7 protein-coding genes are annotated in these 18,656 nt (G+C 66.3%); 5 read left to right on the top strand and 2 right to left on the bottom strand.

Translation table 11 applies throughout. The features are described from left to right. The first annotated feature begins 67 nt into the window (after positions 1–67). The 5 genes from O3305_RS06690 (at position 68) to O3305_RS06670 (ending at position 6,456) form a co-directional block, all read left to right on the top strand. Entirely contained in the window at positions 68–370 is a 303-nt protein-coding gene (locus O3305_RS06690) for a hypothetical protein (RefSeq protein ID WP_269575692.1), read from the top strand. Then, positions 367–2,367 carry a type IV secretion system DNA-binding domain-containing protein gene (locus tag O3305_RS06685; RefSeq protein ID WP_269575691.1) on the top strand — a complete coding sequence of 667 codons (2,001 nt, stop codon included), beginning with the start codon at positions 367–369 and terminating at the stop codon, positions 2,365–2,367. The genes O3305_RS06690 and O3305_RS06685 overlap by 4 nt, the downstream gene beginning before the upstream one ends. Further along, a complete protein-coding gene (mobF, locus tag O3305_RS06680; protein ID WP_269575690.1) occupies positions 2,364–5,309 on the top strand; it encodes a MobF family relaxase in 2,946 nt (981 codons plus the stop codon). The genes O3305_RS06685 and mobF overlap by 4 nt, the downstream gene beginning before the upstream one ends. Next, positions 5,251–5,802 carry a lytic transglycosylase domain-containing protein gene (locus tag O3305_RS06675; RefSeq protein ID WP_269575689.1) on the top strand — a complete coding sequence of 184 codons (552 nt, stop codon included), beginning with the start codon at positions 5,251–5,253 and terminating at the stop codon, positions 5,800–5,802. Before mobF ends, O3305_RS06675 begins: the two co-directional genes overlap by 59 nt. Positions 5,803–5,880: 78 nt before the next feature. Beyond that, the gene (locus O3305_RS06670) at positions 5,881–6,456 is read left to right on the top strand and encodes a DUF6037 family protein (RefSeq protein WP_269575688.1); all 576 of its coding nucleotides are present in this window, start codon (positions 5,881–5,883) and stop codon (positions 6,454–6,456) included. A 213-nt stretch (positions 6,457–6,669) separates the two neighbouring features. Here O3305_RS06670 and O3305_RS06665 read toward each other — a convergent pair whose 3' ends face one another. Continuing rightward, on the bottom strand, positions 6,670–11,124 hold the full coding sequence (locus O3305_RS06665) for a hypothetical protein (protein WP_269575687.1): 4,455 nt from the start codon (positions 11,122–11,124) through the stop codon (positions 6,670–6,672). Next, a complete protein-coding gene (locus O3305_RS06660) occupies positions 11,121–18,650 on the bottom strand; it encodes a LysM peptidoglycan-binding domain-containing protein (protein ID WP_269575686.1) in 7,530 nt (2,509 codons plus the stop codon). The genes O3305_RS06665 and O3305_RS06660 overlap by 4 nt, the downstream gene beginning before the upstream one ends. Between the last annotated feature and the right edge of the window lie 6 nt (positions 18,651–18,656).

Here is an 18,656-nt window from a genome sequence, read left to right as displayed (position 1 = left end):
GATCATGGCGCTTCTTTGCTATTGGAAGAGCGCTTCATCACGTGCCGGCGCTGGACGGGGTCCATGCATGGCACGCTTTACACTTCGCCTCGACGACGCGCTTTTCGACTGGGCGCTCGACCAGTCGCGACGCGGCGGCATCACGCCGTCGGCCTTTATCCGGGACGTTCTCCAGCGTGCTCAGGGCGCCGACCCGGGCGAGTTTCACGATCGTCTCGACGAGATCCACGCCACCGGCATCCAGACGCTGGCGATCCTCGCCACCTCGATCGGCAAGCGGACGCCCGAGACGCTTGAGGAGGGGCTGCGCGAGGCGCGGCGCCTGCTCCGCGAAAGGGGGCTGCTCGATCCCGAGCAGGACCAGGCATGAGCATCTTCCGGCACGACACGCTGGGCAGCTGGACGCGGGGCGGCCAGGCCATCGTCCATAATGTCCGGATGACCACCCAGGTCCTCTACCAGACCACGGTCGCGGGCCTGGTCCTGTGGCTGGGCGGGGTCTTCTGGTACACGCTCGAGAAATCGAGCGTCTATGAGCGCTATGTCGCGACCAAGCTCGCGCAGGCGGTCCTGATGGGGGACGCAGTCCCGGGCAATGCGACGCCGATCCAGTTCTCCGGGCCGGACGGTCATCTGGTCTGGACAACGCCCCGGATCCTGCTCGAATCCCAAGTCGCGCAGGTCACGCTCCACGCCTTCGAGCGCTACCTGATCCAGGGGGCCTTGCTGTCGGGCGTCTTCGCCCTTGGCGTGCTGTTCTGGGCCTGGTTCTATTTCACGCGGACGGGGCGCGGGCTGGGGTCGAACCAGTTCCTCCGCGGCGCGCGGTTCGGCACGGTGCGGCAGGTCCGGCGGGCGCTGCGGCGCCAGCCCAGGGGCAGCTTCTCGATCGGCGGCGTGCGCATGCCGGCGGCCTTCGAGCCCGAGCATGTGCTGATCTGCGGGGCTCCGGGAACCGGCAAGACCAATATCATCGTCAAGATGCTGGCGGGGATGCGCAAGGCGGGCCGGCGCGCGATCGTCTATGACACCGCCGGGACCTTCGTCGAGAAATTCTATCGGCCGGGCATCGACGTGCTGCTCAACCCGCTCGATCGCCGGTCGGACCTGTGGTCCCCTTGGGTCGATGTGCCGCGCGACTATCATTACGACCAGATCGCGGAGTCCACGATCCCGGACAAGTCGGGCGATCCCTTCTGGGCCAAGGCGGCACGCGGAACACTCGTCGCGGTGCTGCGCAAGCTGGCGCGCCAGGAACGCACCCTGGTCTCGATCCTGCTCGACACGCTGTTGCGGTCCCGGCTGAAGGACCTGGCCGCCTTTGCGAGCGGCACCGACGCCGCAGCCTTCATCTCGACCGAGGGGGAGCGTACCAGCGCCGGCATCCAGGCCGAGCTGGCCTCGGTGATGCGCAGCTTCTCCTATCTCGACGATACCGAGGACGGGCTGTCGATCCGCGACTGGGTCGCCCATGAGAAGGACGACAGCTGGCTGTTCATCACCGTCAAGGCGGACCAGCTGCCCTCGCTGCGCCCCCTGATCACGGTGTGGCTCGACATCGCGATCAGTGCGATCATGAGCCTGTCGCCGGACCGGGGCCGCCGTCTCTATGTGGTGATCGATGAGCTGCCCACGCTGCAGAAACTGCCATCGCTTTCAGACTTCCTCGCCCGTGCCCGCAAATATGGCGGCTGTGGCATTCTCGGCTTCCAGTCCTATCCGCAGCTCGAGGCGACCTATGGCATCCAGGACGCCGCCGCAGTCACCGGCTATTGCTCGACCTGGGTGGCACTCCGCGCCAACGACACCCCGACAGCGAAGCACGTCAGCGAAAATCTCGGCCAGGTCGAGCAGGTCGAGGCCAATGAAGGCATGTCCTATGGTGTGAACGACATGCGCGACGGCGTGAACCTGTCCCGCATGCAAGTGACCCGTCCGCTGGTCCTGCACACTGAAGTGACCAACCTGCCGAACCTCACCGGCTATCTCCGGTTTGGGCGCGATCTTCCGGTGGTACGCTTCGAAGACCGGTACAACGACATTCCATCGGTCGCGGCGGGTTTCGAGGAGCGCGTCGACGACCCGCGCAAACTCGCCGTTAGGCCAGGGGATGGAGATCGGGAGGTGGATCCGCCGGCGGGAGATGGTCAGGCGCCGTGCCGCGCGCCGCTAAATCCGATGCCTGATCTGCCCTTGCAAGACTCCGGCCCCGACGGCCCGGAGTCTGTCGAGGGCAGTCGGGGGAGCGCGGCGCAACCTCCCGCGCGTCCAGCCCCGGAAATAGTCCTTTACGGAAAGCCGGCAGGCTTCCGGCTGCGCCAGCATGGCCGCGCGGCTGGAACGCGAGATGCGGCGAGGCCGGCATGATTCATCCCCGCCGTCTAAAGGGCACGTCCGCCAACATCGCTCGCTACTATGCGGTTGGTGATTACTACACCAAGGGCGGAGACGAACACTCCGAATGGGGCGGCAGGATAGCGGCCGAGCTGGGGCTGGAGGGCGAGCGCGTCGATGCTCGCCAGTTCCAAGCGTTACTCGAAGGCAAGGTCGGGGACGTTCAGCTAGGCCGCCGGCGAAGGGAAGGGCAGATCGTGCACCATCCCGGCTGGGACTTCGCGGTCAACGCGCCCAAATCGGTCTCGGTCATGGCACTGGTCTTGGGAGACGAGCGCATTCTGGCCATGCATGAAAGGGCCGTGGGGGTGGCGCTCTCCTATCTGGAGGAGCACGCCACGCTCCGGCACCGGGTTGATGGCGAGATCGCACACGAAACCACCGGTCGGCTGATCTTCGCGCGCTTCACCGAACATGCTTCGCGCGAGCTCGACCCGCATCTTCACACGCATGTCGTGGTGATGAACATGACCAACCGGGCCGACGGGGAGCGCATGTCGAGCCTCGAGACCCGGGCGATGTTCGCCGAGCAGATGGTCGCCGGCCAGATCTATCGCAGCGAGCTCGCCCATGGCCTGAAGGAGATCGGCTACGACATCGCCTTCGACCCTCGCTCGGGGATGTTCGAGATCGCCGGCGTCCCCAAGGGACTGCTGGCCGCCATGTCGCGGCGTGCCGAGCAGATCGACGCCCATGCCCGCGAGCATGGCCTGACCGGTCAGGCGGCGCGGCGGATTTCCTTCTACGAGACCCGCGGGGCCAAGGAGAAGGTCTCGCTCGAGGCGTTGCAGGCGCGCTGGTCCGCGCGGCTCGGCGACCACAGGCAAGCGGTGGAAGACGTACGGCTCGCAGCGGAGCGAACCGGGGAACGAGCGATCCTTCCGGGGCCCGGCCAGGCCGCGCGGGCGATGCTGTTCGGAATCCGGCAGGAGGAGGGAAGGGAAGCCGTCAACAATCTCGGGCGGCTGCTGGCGCGGGGGCTCGCCACGGATGTCGGGACCGTCCGCCTCACGGATATCCGTCCCCTCGCCGAAGCCCATTCGGCGCAGCGAAAGCTGCTGGAGACCAGGCACCACACCGGCGACGAGATCCAGGCCCGGGGCAGGACTACCCGGCGCACCGCGCGCCTGGAACTAGCGCTTTCGGATCATCTCGCCTTGGCCCTTGGCGATGCGGTGCCGGTCGCAAGCGCCGAGCGTCTCCAGGTGGTAGGCATCGCATCGGGCCTCACGCCGGCCCAGCTTGCGGCCCTGCTCCATATCGGCGCCGGCACCGACCGGGTGGTAGGCGTGCCCGGCGTCGCGGGTGCCGGCAAGTCGACTCTGATCCGGTCGCTGGGGGAAGCCGCGCCCGCGGAAATGATCCTGATCGCGCTGGCGCCGACCTCGTCCGCGGCCGCCAATCTTGGCAAGTCCGCCGGGATAGAATCTCGGACCGTCGCCAACCTCGTCGCCAGCGGCGGTAGGGGGGTGGACGCAAGCCATGTGCTGGTCGTCGACGAGGCCGGGCAGCTCGGCAACCGGCAGGCGCTGCGGGTGCTGGAGATCAGCCGGATCAGCAGGGCAAGGGTGATTTTCCTGGGTGACCATCGCCAGACCGGCGCGATCGAGCAGGGAAAGGCTTTCTGGCTGATGCAGCGCCTCGGCTTGCCCGTCGCCGAGCTGACCGAGTCCGTCCGGCAGGAAACGAGGACGATGAAGGCCGCAGTGACCCAGGCGCGGCTGAAAAACTATGCCGAATCGTTGGCCAACCTGGACCGTGTCACTTCGGGCGAGCCGGCCGATAGGCTCGCTGAGCGAATGGTCGGCGAATGGTCGAGGCTGAAGCCCGAGAGTCGCGACAGTACCAACATTCTCGTGCTCGAGAACGCGACCCGCCTCATCGTCAATGCCAAGGTGCGCGAGGCGCTCAAGACGGAGGGCGCGGTCGCTGCCGAAGAGGCGCGCCTGGAAGTGCTGGCGCCGGCCGGCATGACAGCTCAGGAAAAGCAGATCGCGCGCTTCTATTCCGGTGGGCAGGTCGTGACATTTTCGCGCGACAACCCCGATCTTGGGATCGCACGAGGGACCGAGTACCGCGTTCTCGGCACGACCGTCGGCGCCCGTGGCCGGCAGGTTGTGCGGCTGGTTGACGAGCAGGGTCGCAGTATAGAGTGGGATCCTAGGCTGCAGCGAGCGAGCCAGGTCAACGTGTTCCGAAGCGAGCGACGCGATCTCGCCGCCGGCGACCGCATTCAATGGCGCCTCGTCGATCATGCGCTTGGTATTCGCAACGCAGACCGAGGGACCGTGGAGCGGCTTTCAGGAACCGAGGCGACGATCCGGTGGGATCGGGACGGCCGCGTCCAGCAACTAGATCTCTCCAGGCACAAGAACTGGGACCATGGCTATGCCGAGACCGTCTACTCGGCCCAGTCCAAGACGTATGATAGGGTCTATATTCTGGCGCCGGTGAACTCGCCGCTGGTGACGGGACAGAATTATTACACCGCGATCACCCGGGCCCGCTTCGGGGTGAAGCTTTGGACGGAAGACCAGAAGCGGCTGGTCGACCGGCTGGAACGGCGGTCCGGTGAGAAAACCTCTGCATTGGAGGGACTGGGCCGACTGGACCGTGATGGCGTGAAGGCGCGCCTACAACGGCACGGGGATCGGCTCGACCGCCTTCGGGCGCAACAGCTTGCCGACAGAGCCGAGCGAGCGGTTTGGCCTGAACGGGAGCGCGAGCATCAGGCCCGCGGGTTGCCGGCAGCCATTGCGGGACGCGCGCAATCGGTCGCCCAGATGCTGGATCGCTGGATGCACTCTCTTGTTCAGGGCGGCCGCACTGAAACCGGGCGGGTTGAGGGGCCCCGACATGAGCCTGATCGCCCGGGACAAATTCCATCCGAAAGAGGAGGCGGCCGTGGTCGTTGACCTTGTCCGCCGCGTGACGGCACTCCTCGGGCTCGCCGCTCTGCTGTTGAGTCCGCCGGCGCTCGCCGTGAACGATCTGCACGGTGAGGTTGTCGCGAGATGCCTCTCTCGCTCCGCTGGAGGTCGTGTTTGGTTGGAGAAGACGTTATGGGCGCTTCACGATCAGGAGCGCGGATGGGTCGGTGCCGAGATCCGCAATGCCAACGGAACCCATGATCTCGGGCCGCTGCAGGTCAATAGCTGGTGGGTGCCGAAGATTGCCCGGCTGATCCGTCGCCCGGAGGGGCAGGTCCGGCTATGGTTGGTCCATGACCCCTGCTTCAATGTCGATGTAGCGCGCTGGATCTTCCTGTCGGGACTTGCAGTAACTAGGAGCTATTGGAGGGCTGTCGGGATTTATCACAGCCCGAAGTCCGGACGGCAACGCGTGTATATCACCGCAGTCGCGCGCCATCTTGCCCGGCGCTACGGAGCGGGCATTTTCCGTCGCTGACAGTATTTCTCCCGCTCCCATCCTGTCCATGCCTCCCCATCCTATAACCGCAAGATGATGCCGAGAGGAGGAGGCGATATGGCACTGATGATCGAGATGACGCATCTGCGTGCGCTGCACATGAGTATGCGGAAACTAGGTATCGACGTGCAACAGTTTCGCGTTCCGTCGGGCGCCGCCGGATTCGATTGCCTGTTTTCCGTCCGAGAGAGGCCGTTCGTTCTGTCGTTGACGTCGAGGGGCGAAAATCCGAAATTCTTCCGCTTCGATGTTCAGCACGGTTACCGGATTGAGGCCAAATTCTCCGAGCAAGATTACTACGCGCTTGCCAAGCTCTTGCGGACGCATGGGCGCAGCAGAGGCAAGCTCATCCCATCGGAATTTCTAAGCCGCCTTGATAAGGAGATTCCGACGGATGCGCGGGGAGAAGCGGTACCCACCGAACAGGAAATTGTCCGGTTGCGACGCGATCTTGAAGAAACCGACAAGCCGTATTTCGATCATTGGGGTTCGAGGGGCAGCGGCCCAAGCGACCGAAACAAGGCTAAGACACTGGCTGTGCTCGGTCCCGAGGCGCTTAAGTTCAGTATCTCGGTCAACAAGTCCGGCATCTGGAGTCCTGTGCCGCTCGTAAGGGATTGGCGTTCAGGATGATGTCGCTGGATATCTACGTCTATCCAGCTTAGTTCCGGGCACCTCGCCAGCTCCCAGAAGATCCAGCGTTCGCAAGTCAGCGCATGTCAGAGCCGGCTCGCAAGCCCTAACCTGAGTTCAATGTCGGGAGTTCCTGTTAGCAGTTTGGATGCAGGTCCAATGGAGGCGCAGATAAACGCGAACGGCGGCGGCGACCGGTCAACCCAATGTAAACTAGCTGATCGGCGACACGATTCTTTGCAGCTCCACAAGTGGCCTGTTCAGTGCTGGGTCGTTGCTAGAATAGAGACTGATCGAGAACCCCCAGAGGCCGCCTACTGTCGCGGGGAGAACCTGCTGCCGCCATTCTTCGACGGTGTCGATGATCGACCGGACGGTTTGCGCGGCGCTGTAGTGGAAGCGCGGGCGCAGCCGGACCGGGAGAAAGGTCTCCAGCGGCGGATTCCCAGCTGCGAGCGTGTAGCCATAGCGGATCGCGACGACAATCTCGCGACCGACCGGATCGTGGTCGAAGAGGGTGTCGAACAGGCCCGTGAGGGGATTGGTCGCCGGATCAGTGGTCCATCTGCCGATTGAAAGGCGGTCACTTACGGTGATCAAGGGAACCAGTGGCTCCGGGAAACCGAGCTGAGGCGTGCTGTAGACGAAGGCGGTGCACGTCTCCGCCCCGGAAGCGCCAAGGAGATGTGCATTGCGGATCACCGATATCGCCGAGGCGGCGTTCTGATAGGTGGCGATGTGAAGGCGTGGGACCGACCAGCGGAAGGCGAGCCGCGTGAATGCGGGAACGCGATCGAGGGGATCGGATCGCGGGAAGCTATAGGTGTGCGTGTCGGAATCCTCCGCGTCTGGGGCCAGCACCGGCGCCGAGAGCGGTATCACTTTGCCGTCTTCGCGGATTACTTCGATCGCTGGCCAAGCAACCACGCCATCGGCACTGAGGCGCTTGAGCGTCAGGGAAGTGTAGACGTCGCCACCCTCGATCAGCTCGGCGTTGAGGGTCGCGAGATAATGATAGAATTCGTGCGGCGCGCTCGCCGGTTCCGCATCGCCGGCCTGTGGCGCGGCGCGGCGAGTGGAGGGCACAAGCCCGACATGCGCGGCGCGCGGGCTGCCAGCCCTGGCAACGATCTCGTTGCAGCTTCCGATACCCCACCAGCCTGCCCAGGCGGCGGATACCTCTGCGGCGAGCTCTGCATAGCTGGCAAGGGCGTTGGCCAGCACCGGATCGCTGGATGGTGCTGTCGAATGCTCGAGAGCACCGAGAATATGCCAAAGCGTGTCGCTGGCCGATGCATATTCCGCCAGCTTCTGGAACAAGGTGTCGTCGGTGATCGCCAGGCGCTGGGCGACGGGGCCGCGATTGAACTCGAGCTCGATCCGCATCTGGTCCTGAGCGGCGCTCTGATGGGTATAGGTGAAGACATAAGACCAGAGCAGCGCATCTTCGGAGCTCTCCGGATTGGAAGCAGTTTCGGCGATTTGCGACACCAGCGCGGGCAGTTCGGGATAGGCGCGCAACGGTACGGGCGCCACCGGCGTGCCTAGCGGTGCCGAGAAAGCCGAAGGGGGGAAGCGATCAAAGGGGCGGACGAAACTCAGCCAATTCGACGCCGCATAGCCATCGACGACGGGCGCGATGTTGAACTCGATCTCGTTGATCGCGAAAACCGGTTCGAGCGTGACCGAACGATGTCGCGATGGCTGCGACACGTCGAGCGGGAAGGAAACGGTGGCAGTCTCGTTCGCTGCCAGCGCCACCTTCGCATTGCCAAGCTGCGAAACCTTCCACGCACCCGACTCGCCCCCTGCCGCCGTTACGCGCGTGCTCAGGCCGGCATCGAGGGGGCGAAGCTTCGCCGCGCCGACCAGCTTCGCCGCATCGGCTGTGGACGGAGAGACAACAGTTGCCGGGAATTGCAGGATCGCCGTGGTGTCATAAGCCTGGCTGAGCCGCGCGAGCAGGCGTTCGTGGAGCACTTCGCGTGCCGATTGCCAAGCCGGGCCGCCGATCGTGCCGCCGCTGGCTTCCTGTTCGGCGAAGATCGGCGACAGTCCGTCCGCGACGGCACATGCCAATAGCTTCTTAGCCGCCAGCAGATCCGCCAGCGCCGTCGGCGCGACCTTGTAGGCAGGCGCCGAATAGGGCGCCGTGCAAAGCAGATCGAGCCCCGCGAGCCAAGCTCGCGCCCAGACTTCCATGTCGATGCCCTGGTAGTCCCTGACCTCGACATTGCCCCATTGGCCGGTAGCCGGATCCAGCGTGCGGACTTCCACGCCTGCCTTCGACTCGAGCGCGTTCGACAGTGGGCGAAGCGCGAAGCTCAACGGCTGCAGGCCTTCGGCGCCCGCGACTTCGACTGCGGGCGCGATGTCCACGGTGGTAATGCCACCCGGATCGACGAAGGACACCGCCCAGATATCGGTGGGCGCCGGGTCGCGCTCGGCGGAGAGCACCCGTCCGGTGGCGAGCTTGAGGCCCGGAATCGCGGCTTCCAGCTCCGCCGCGAGCAGGTCGAGCGTATAGGCGCCGTCCTCCTGACGTTCCGGCGCTGCGCTGCGCGTGGCGGCGATAGGTGAGACTGCGCGGACCACCGGGCTCGGCATCTGAGCCGTCCCGCGAAATGCCGGATGGACGAGCGCGCTGTCGCGGCTGAGGGTGATCGAACTGCGCACCGGGAAGATAACATCGGGGAACTGCCAGCCGCCGGCGCCGAATGTGGCGGCGAGGCGCGTGTCCGCCGGTGGCAGCAGCAGCAAGGCGCCGGGCGCGAGGAACGGGATATCGAAATTGCCCTTGACCAAGTCGCCCAGCGTCACCGACGCGCCGGCGATCGCGAAACGGCGCAGGATCGCGTTGAGGCTGTCCGATGCCGCTGTGGTGACCGTCGGCGTATCGGCCAGTGGGGACGCCTTGAGCGTCATCCCTGCTAGGATCGCTCCCGCGGTGGCTGTATTGGCACTCAGCAGCAATACCGGATCCAGCCCGTAGAGAGGCACGAGCGCAGACGGCGAGATACCTTCCGATCCGTCGGCGAGTCTTGCGGGCGGGCAGAGCAGTAGCGCGCCCTGCGCCAGCGCCGTATCGTTATCGGCTAGCGCAGTGGCGAAGTCGGCGAGCGTGACCGGCGGATCGGCACGGGCAATCAGCGCGTCGAAGCTGTCACCGGCTTCGGTGTGCAGATCCTGTCCCGCGACGGTGATCATCTGGCCCGCAGCGAGCGTCCCGGGGAGCGCGCGACTCGCCTCGGTCAGCGCCTGTTCCGCAGAGATCTCCGAGCCGGCCGGCGCGGCGGACAGGAATCGCGATGCGATCGTGGTCAGGCTGAGCCCGCCCGGGATCCGATAGGGAACCCGCAACAGGCCGGGCGTGGGGGGCAGGGCGGCCAATCCGGGGATCGGAAACCCCGTGCCGGCACTTGGCGCGGCTGGGAGGAGGCCGGCATTGTGGCGAAGCAGATCGCCCGGCTCAATCGCATAGGCTCGGGCCAGCGCGCCGAAGGGCGCGGTTTCCGCCCCGGTTAGCGGAGTCGTCTCCAGAAACAGCGGTGTGCTCGCGGCGAACAGATCGACCGTATCTACATTGTCTGCCGCCAGCGTCGCCGCGGGAATGCCGGTGCCGTTCGTCGCAAGCGTCCAGCCTGGAGCGACGATCTGGCGATCGACCTTGAGTAGCGCGTCCTGCCGAAACATGCCCGGGGCGTCGCCGCTCGCCACGGCGACCATCACGGCGTCGAACGGCACGCCATTGTCACGATAGGTCCGCGCGATCGCGTCGAGAGTAGCGTCCGCCCCCGGCACGCCGAGCGGCGGGACTTCGACTTCAAGCCCCTGCGCGCTGAAGATGAAGTCCGGGGCGAGCAGCGCGGGCCGATTCTGGTTCGCACGCACCAGGCTTGCCGGTGTGACATTGAAATGTCTGGCGAGCGCGTTCAGCGAAAGCCCGGGCTCGGGCTGGGTCCGGTCGGCAATGGGGACGACGAGTTCCGTGCCCGGCAAAAGCGGCAGTGCGACATTGTCGGGATCCGCGAGCACGGTGGCGGGATCGAGCCCGGCGGGGACCAGCGCCGAGACCGTCCCACCGGCGACGAAAACTGAGAAGCTCGGGATGTTGAGCCAGGCCTCGGTCAACGCGAACAGCGACCCGCATGGCCGCTCGCCGGCGGCAAGGCCAAGCGCCTGCCAGTCCACGCCATAATGGGTAACGATCTGGGCCACCGTGCGGGTGATGCCCGGGTCGGCGACGCTAGCCCCCAGGGCTGCCGCTGCATTGCTGAACGCATAGCAGCCGGCGATATGGGCGCGCAGTCCGTCGATGCCGGCCGCCAGCACCGTGGGCGAAGCGCCCGCTGGCTGGTCGAGCGATGTGGCCAGCGATACCTGCATGTCCGGCTGCACTAGCTGGTACCAGATCGCGGCGAAGCGGGACGCGATGTCGGCGGCGGCGGCCGACGCGGCGTCGCCCGGCGCGGTCCCATTGGGCAGCAGGCCCGCGGGCTGCATCGTCACGCGGAACACCAGGCTGGCGCCGGCACCGCCGATGGCCATCTCGACGCCCCAGCCGATCGTCGTCGATGGCCATTCGGCGACGCCGACCACCGGATCGGTATAGCCGACGATCATCTCAACGGTGCCGGGAGTCGCTGCCAGGGTCGAGGATTCGCTCATTGCCTGTTTCTCGCGTCCGACGGCGCGGTGCCATCGCTGCTGTTGTTTCCGAAAATGTCGTGGAAGCCGAGCGTCACTTTCGCGACCGGCATCGCGCCGCCGCCCGAAGCGATGCCCGCATAGGGATCGAGCGCTGCGGGCGGCAGACCGGCGGCGCTCGGCACGCTCGACTTGCCGGCGTAGCGGTGGATCGGGATCACTTGCGCGATCGTCTGGTTGTTGTCGTCGACTGGCGCCGATGCCGCGCCGGCCATGCGCATCGCGCGCATGCCACGGCCGCGGTCGACTTGCGCGGCGACCGGCTGGCCGGCACCGCTCTTTAAGAAGACATCGGTCTCCACGAGCTGGTAGCCGGCGAGATTGTAGAGCCGGCGCGCGCGAAGCTCGGCGGTGTCGCCATCGTCGGGCGGGTTCGTGATGCCGACGGTGAAACCGACATTGCCCGGCGCGACCGTCGCTTGGCGAACGAGCTCGCGATCGTCCGGGGCGGCGACGAACAGGGCCGTTGCCGAAGTGTCGATCGGCACCCCGAGCAGCGCCGCATTGTTGAACGAATGCAGCTGGCGGTCGGGTGCGGCGCTGGCCTGACTTTCGAGAACCGCGACGAGCGTGACCACGGCGCCGCCTTCCTGTCCCCAGATCGCTTCGTCGAAGCCGTTGCCGGCGGCGTCGGTCAAGGCGAGCCAATAGCCGCCCCCGCCGACCACACTCGCTTCCCAAAGCAGAGTGAGAAAGCCGAACGCGTTCGACATCGGGGCGAAATAGGGGCCCGAAGGCGGCGGCGTGCCGACACCGAGCGCGCCGCGGCTAGCCGCGGCGCCCGAGCGTGTCTCTGTCGAAAGGTTGGTGCGCACCAGATAGGTGGCATCGGGGTCACCGGCCTGGGTGGCGATCCCGGCAGCGAGGCCGGCCGCGGGCGATAGCTGGAAGCCGAAGAAGAGATCGGCGGTATCCGCCGTGCCGGCCGCCTTGAGATATTGCCAAAGTTCGAGCAGCTGCTGGCGTCCTGCCGTATCGGCGCCGACCAGTTCCGCCATGTGCGGACGGCCGGGAATGCGGTTGAGCCGGATGTCGATCGTGGTCGACCAGACAAAGGCTTCGACCGGAATAGCCGGAGCGTCGGGCCCGCGCTCGGGATCGGTCCGATAGACCAGCCAGGGCTTCGTTTCGCCGCGCGCCGCGATCGCGGACAGGGCCGGCGTGAACGGCCAGAGCGACGGCATGCCGACCGCCGGCGCGTCCAAGGGGGCGCCGAGCGCCGGAAAATCGGGCCGTACCGCGGTTTGCCAGAGCACACGCTGCGGCAGGCCGTGGCGGACCGGCACATCCTCCCACAATTGCATCGCGCGTGGGGGATCGGGCAGGACCGGGGCGAGCGTGGTGGCGGGATACTGCGCCAGCATCGCCTCGGTGACTTCGATCACCAGATTTGCGGCGCCGCCGATATCGAGAATCATGCCCGGCCTCAGCCGATCCTGCGCGACTGCCGGATTGCGCGCGGCCAGCGCTGCATCCGGCGCGAGCGCCATCGCGCCGCCCCCTCCCGGCGGGACCACATGCGTATCGATGAACTCCAGCCAGGCGGCGGTCGCCGTCTTTGCCAGCGTAAGCGAAAGCCGGACCGCTTTCGGCGGGTTTTCGGAATTGGGCACGGGACCGCTGACCTGCTGGCCCACCAGCGCATACATGCCGTCCAGCTCGTCGCTGCCGGGGGCGGGCAGGCGCTGGCCCTGCAGCATGAATCGCGAGACCTGTCCGGCGACGTCGCGGATCGGGGTGCCACTCATCAGCTGCTCGATCAGCAGGGGCAGACGCACGGCAGTGAGCGTGGGCACGGTGAGCGGCAGCACGGGATCGGGGACGATCAGGCCGGCGACATCCGACGCGATCCTGCCGACAGTCTCGACCGTAATGTCGTAGGTGGTGGCGAAGCTGCGCAGCGTCTGTCCGGCTACCGTCAGCAGCGCGCAATCGGTGACGATCACACTGGCGAGCGGCGCGAGCAGCTCGGCGGGCGCGACGAGCGCCGCGAACGCGGCGCTGGGCGTGACAGCGACGGCGATGGGATCGGTGACCAGCAGCAGCCGGGCGGCAAGCGCGCGCAGCGGCTCGACGGGAAGCAACGCGGTCGCCGCGGCGGGCAGGTTCACCGCGCCGCTGACAAAGGCCGGATTGTCCGCCTGAACCTGCGCCAGCCAGGTGGCGAAGCCCGGATCGGCTGCCGGATTCTGCCAGAGCGCGGCAGCCGCCGCGATTAACGCCAGCGTGTCGCCTGCGAGCCGGGGCCATGCGACCGGATTGGTCAGCACGTCATAGGCCGACGGCACGAGGACCGTAGCCGGCAGCGTTCCGTCCGCGTCGATAGCGCCGGGGTTCAGCTGGGCGATTGCCTCGGCGTACCAGCCGGCTTCGGGCACCAGCGCGGATACGGGCGTGCCGGCATGGAACCGCACGTAGAATAGCGCCGCGACCTGAACGAGCGAGAGCTCGGTCGGATTGGGATAGGCGATGGCAGGCAAGGCGAGCGCCGCACCAGCGCGCGTGATCGCGGGATCGTCGAGAGCGGCCGGGCTGGCGAGCCACTGCGTGACGTTGGATCCAAGCCGCGCGCACAGCGTCGCGGGCGTCTCGCCTGACAGGATCTGGGTCTGGAGCGCATGCGCGGCGATGGTTTTGCCCGGTGAGATCGGTCGCTCGGGGTTCGCCGCGGCGATGCTCTCCGGCGTCACGCCCAACACCACTTGGATCGCGGATCCAGGGGTGGTGATCTGCAAGGCTCGCACGATCCCCGGATTGAGCGCGAGAAGTTCGGCGCTGCCGTAACCGAAAGCGGCGGCGACCTGCTCGACCGTGTCCCCCGCGTGGACGACATAGGGAAGCTGGACGGTCTCGAAGCGGGCCGCGATGTCCGTCAGGGTCGATTGCGTGTCTATCGCGACGGGGAATTGAGCGAACAGGTCCTGCGCCGCCTGCACCATCGACTTGGCGACGAGCAGCGCATATTCGCGGAACATCACCGCGGCGAGTGCCTCCCCCCCGGGTATCCCGCCGGAAGGCTCGTTGCCATCGCCGAGCGGCTGTGGCGAGAGCTTTCGGAAATAGGCGGCGATACGCGCCGCATAGGCGTCGTCCACAGGCTGATAGGTCGCGAAGTCGCGATTCTTTTCCGGTTCGGGCAGGTCGGCGTCGGCCCAGCCGATCACGGGCGGGATGGGGAAGCTGACCCCGCTCACCGTTTCGGGATCGGCATCGCCCCCCGGCTGTCCCGAGAGGTTGAGCATCACGTTGCTGGTCAGGAAGCCGCTCAGATTGGTGAGCGCGAAGCCTTGCGCGAAGGTTTGCGGGAAATCCATCTGCCGCGCGAGTTCGGCCAGATCCCCGGCGGTCAGCGTGGCGTTGCGCGGATCGAGGCCGATAGCGGACACCGACCAGCGGAACAGGCCCTCGGCAAACAGCGCGAACGGAGTCTCCGCTTGCGACCGCGCGCGCGCCGTGGGGGCGAAGGCACCGGTGCGGGCCTCGTCGAGCGACGCCGCAGCCGCCGGCCCAGGGCCATCCATCGCGCAGGTCAGCACCACGCGATAGGCGGGGCTGGGATTCGTCGGCACCGTTCCGCCCGGCCACGCGATCGGCATGGCCGCGATTGTCAGCGCAGGGACGACGCGCACGTCGAGCGGCTTGATCTCGCCGTCCGCATAGACTTTCGCGTTCGGGGAGAAATTGAGCCGGTAGTCGGCTTCGGCGGCACGATCGGCCGGCGCAGCGACATCGCGCATCGCGGCCTGGTCCTCGAGCGCGTGGGTGCCATAAGCGGCGATCTGGAGGCGTTGGAGCGTCGCGAGGCGCGTCACCCGAGCCATGTCGGCGGGCCGGCGCCGAGGCGCCTGCAGGGTGTGGGAGGCGGCGTGACAGGGAACCGTGCCGGGAAGCGCGATCGCCTGGACGCCGGGAGTGCGGCCCGATTGATCGGCTGACAGGATCCAGGGCGGCGTCGATTGCGATCCTACCGCGAACGAGACGTCGAGGCTCGTCTCGAACGAGAAGGAGATGCGGACGAACAGTATCTTTACCGAGGCATGCACCCGCACGCCCACGCGCATTTCGATCAGCGTCGGTCGATAGGCAGCAAGCGTGAGCGTCGCCGCCGCATAGGCTTCGAAGCTGACATCGACGGAGATGACCTTGAAATCGACCTTGCCATAGACCTTGCCGACCAGCGCTGCAGTGCCGCGCGCCCAATAGTACATCGACGTGGAGCCCGCGGCGTCCTTGGGATGGAACCAGGCGAGCACGCCCTCGAAGATGACCTCGACCTGGATGTAGGCGCCGGCCTTGAGCGGGCCCTTGTTGAACTCGCGGCCAACGCCCACCGCAAGGCCGATCCCGAGCTCGAGCACCGGGGAGAAGGTGCCGTTGGTGATCGCCGGGACGCTGGTCGAGGTGTCGCCGTTGAGATAGCCGAAATAGATACCGCCCTTGCCCATGAACGGTCCGTAGGACAGCCCGAAGCTGAGGGTGAAATCGCGGCCGTGCGGGAAGCCCAGATCGATCTTGAAATTGCCGTTGGTGAAGATATCGACGGTGATGATGCCCAGCGTTATCGACACGACCCCGAAATCGAGCTGGCGGAACATGTCAGGCACCTGGAGTCGCGCATGGAAGACGCCGATATCGTCGGTTACCTTCTTGTACAGCAACTCGAAGCTGAAGCCCGCCAGCGTGCCGGCATCGGGTCCCGCGAGCGCGACGAGCACGCCGTAGAGATCGGGGTCGTGCATCACCAGCTTGACGGTGACCGTGCGCATCAAGGTCACGTCGAGCCCGATCAGCCATTGGCTCGATTCATCGAAGTGCAGCTGGTTGCCGCTCGGCTGATCAAGTGGGTTGCGCATCGGATCGTCCATCGGCTGGAGCTGCGCGCGCATCAGCTTGACGATCTCGGAAAGCGAATCCGGCCGCGTCAATCCATTGAGCGAGACGTGCTGGCCGAAACCCAGGTAGCGCAGCTCGATCAGCCGCATGCCCTCGCCCGGGATCGCCGGCGGGCTGTCATTGAGCGCGTCCCAGGCGAGGGGCGCCATCCCCGGCTCGCGGCCATAGTCCTTGCCGAGGAAGTTGCCGGTGATCTCGATATCGACCTGTGGCTCGCCGGTGCTGCGCTGATAGCGCAGGCCAACCGTCTTGATCGTCATGAAGCCGAGCTTCAGATTGATCGCATAGTCGAGCGATACGGCCTGTTCGGTCGGGTCGATGACCAGCTTGAACCTGCCCAGGTCGATGCTGTTGAGGAAAGTCCACGGCGCCTCGAGCCGGTAGTTGGCGTTCGGGTTGGCGAGAGCGGCAAGGCTCTCGATCATCGCGCCCAGGGTGACGCCTTGCATCTCGACGGTGAGAATTTGATGGCGCTTGGCACCTTCGCCAATCCAGGCTGTCCGCCCTTCCAGCGAAAACCTGTCGAGCTGCAGTCCGAACAGCCAGGTCATTTCGCTCGACACGAAGGACAGGCCGACCGAGACGATCAGGTTGTTGATCTCGAACGAGCCCTTGACCTTGCCCTCGTAGATCATCGCGGGCGTGTCGTTGGCCGCATCGGCGAGCATGATCGCGTGGAGGTCGGGGCTGTTCGCGGCGAGCCCCGCGATCAGCACGGCGTCGCGCGCGCCTGCGATCGTGCCGGCCGCGGCCTTGGGGCGCCGCCGCACTTCGGCCTCCGCCGTCAGCGCCAGCTTGATGCCGAGCACCTCGGGGTCCCATTGCACCGCCACCGCGGCCGAGACCGAATAGGGATTGCCGGGGCCGGTTGAGTAATCGGCCCACAGGTCGCGAAGGATGAGACTGGGGAGCCAGCTCGGCGCCGTGACGCCGAGAAAGGCTTCCGCCATCCGGGTAAGATTTAGCGGGCCAAGGGCAAGCCCGCCCTGGAAGCGCCAGCTGCCGTCCCCCGGATAATAGGCGCCCGCGGTCAATTGTGCCTTGGTCTCGCCGCCGACCGTGACGCCGACCAGGCCGGAAAGCCCGCCCCACACTTCCGCGGGGCCGACCGAGAATTGGAATTTGATGCCGTCGAGCGTGAACTTGACGTTGCCGACCGGGATTTCCCACGTGCCGTGCGCCTTCAGCGTGGCGCCGAAGGTCTTTTCGGGAATCGAAGCCGAAAGGCCGATATAATCGACCATCAGGTCACCGCCCACGCTGGGGTTCGTGCCGGGATAGAAGACCTGCATCGCTTCGACGATGCCTAGCCTGAAGACACCACGCGTCTCGGCGTTGATCGAAAGGTCGGGCAGCGATACGCCGACATCGAGGAAGACCGGATCGCCATTCTGGTCGGTCGGTGCGCCGGCGACGATCGCCGGGCCGGTGCCCGCTGCCGTTTTCGCGCCGAAGCGCATCGTGCCGAACAACGTCGCGCCCCAACTTGGGCTCGGGCCGAACCAGTTCATCAGCCAGTTTACGCCCACCTCTTCGACTGTCACGAACGGAATTGGCGGGTTCCAGGCAGATGTCGAGGTGATGGTCGCGCCGGTATAGAGCGTCTGTTCCGGCACCGGCAGTGTTCCGGTGGTCTGAACGCCGTAGCGAAGCGCGGACAGGCCGAACGCGTCGAGCGCGGCAACGCCGGCAGGCAGCTGGAAGGTGGCGGGCGCGGCGCCCGGAAACAGCCGCATCAACGCCACGAGCCCGTCGCTCAGGGTGAATGCCGGATCGAAAATGCCAGCGATGTCCCAGATGTGATCGCCCTGAAGCAACGGCACCAGCACGTTGACGTTGTGATCTCGCCCGGTGTTGACCGTCAGCGTCATCTGCATTTCAACGCTGGAAACGAAGGGCTTGGGCTCGGCCAGGCTGTAGGTGTTCACCGCGCGTGTGGAGAGCAGCATCGCCAGCTGCTGAATAGGAATCTTCTCCCAGCCGCCTGTCAGCGCCGGAGCCACCGCGACCAGATCGACCTTTTCGTTGACGAGCGCGCTCGCGCGCGGGTCAATTGTACCGGCCAGCGCGAGTTCCGCCGCTCCCATCACGGACTGATATTCGCTAAGCGAGGTGCCCGGCAGCCGCAGCCACCCCGAAATGCCGGGCCTCGGGGCCGGCACGTCGGCATCGTCCAGGGCCGACGCGCCGAGCACCGTTTGTTCGGGCCCGAGGCCGGTCAGTACCGACGCGCTATCCATGAGTGCCCCAGCCGTGTCGGGTGCGGCGATGGTGGAATTAGGCAGGGCGGGAACCAAGGTGCCGAGCGCGACGAACCCCTTCGCCGTCTGGGCGGTGAGCGTGAGGGTCAGCAGGTCGCGGCCATCCTCGACCGTACCGATCAGCTTGAGAGTCCAGCGGGTGCCGCTTGGCCATTCGGTGACCCCGGTGAGCTCGGCGGCGGCAGGTAGGCGGGATGGATCGCCCTGGGTGAGCGACAGTTTCTCGACACCAAGCGCGGCAACGAGCTTGCCCATCAGCGGCAGGACAGCGGCGCTGACTTCGCCTCGCGACGCAGCCAGGGAAAAGGCGGAGTAGAGGCTGTTGATCGACATCGGCCG

This window comes from Sphingomonas sp. NIBR02145 (genome assembly GCF_027359115.1).
Lineage (GTDB): Bacteria > Pseudomonadota > Alphaproteobacteria > Sphingomonadales > Sphingomonadaceae > Sphingomonas > Sphingomonas kyeonggiensis_A.
Note: the sequence above shows the minus strand (reverse complement) of the source record. Positions and strands in the feature narration are given on the sequence as shown.

Bases quoted from the DNA above. Each gene is read 5' to 3' on its own strand.
- O3305_RS06675 (WP_269575689.1), top strand. From the start codon at position 5,251: ATGAGCCTGATCGCCCGGGACAAATTCCATCCGAAAGAGGAGGCGGCC.
- O3305_RS06660 (WP_269575686.1), bottom strand. From the start codon at position 18,650: ATGTCGATCAACAGCCTCTACTCCGCCTTTTCCCTGGCTGCGTCGCGA.
- mobF (WP_269575690.1), top strand. From the start codon at position 2,364: ATGATTCATCCCCGCCGTCTAAAGGGCACGTCCGCCAACATCGCTCGC.
- O3305_RS06665 (WP_269575687.1), bottom strand. From the start codon at position 11,124: ATGAGCGAATCCTCGACCCTGGCAGCGACTCCCGGCACCGTTGAGATG.
- O3305_RS06690 (WP_269575692.1), top strand. From the start codon at position 68: ATGGCACGCTTTACACTTCGCCTCGACGACGCGCTTTTCGACTGGGCG.
- O3305_RS06685 (WP_269575691.1), top strand. From the start codon at position 367: ATGAGCATCTTCCGGCACGACACGCTGGGCAGCTGGACGCGGGGCGGC.
- O3305_RS06670 (WP_269575688.1), top strand. From the start codon at position 5,881: ATGGCACTGATGATCGAGATGACGCATCTGCGTGCGCTGCACATGAGT.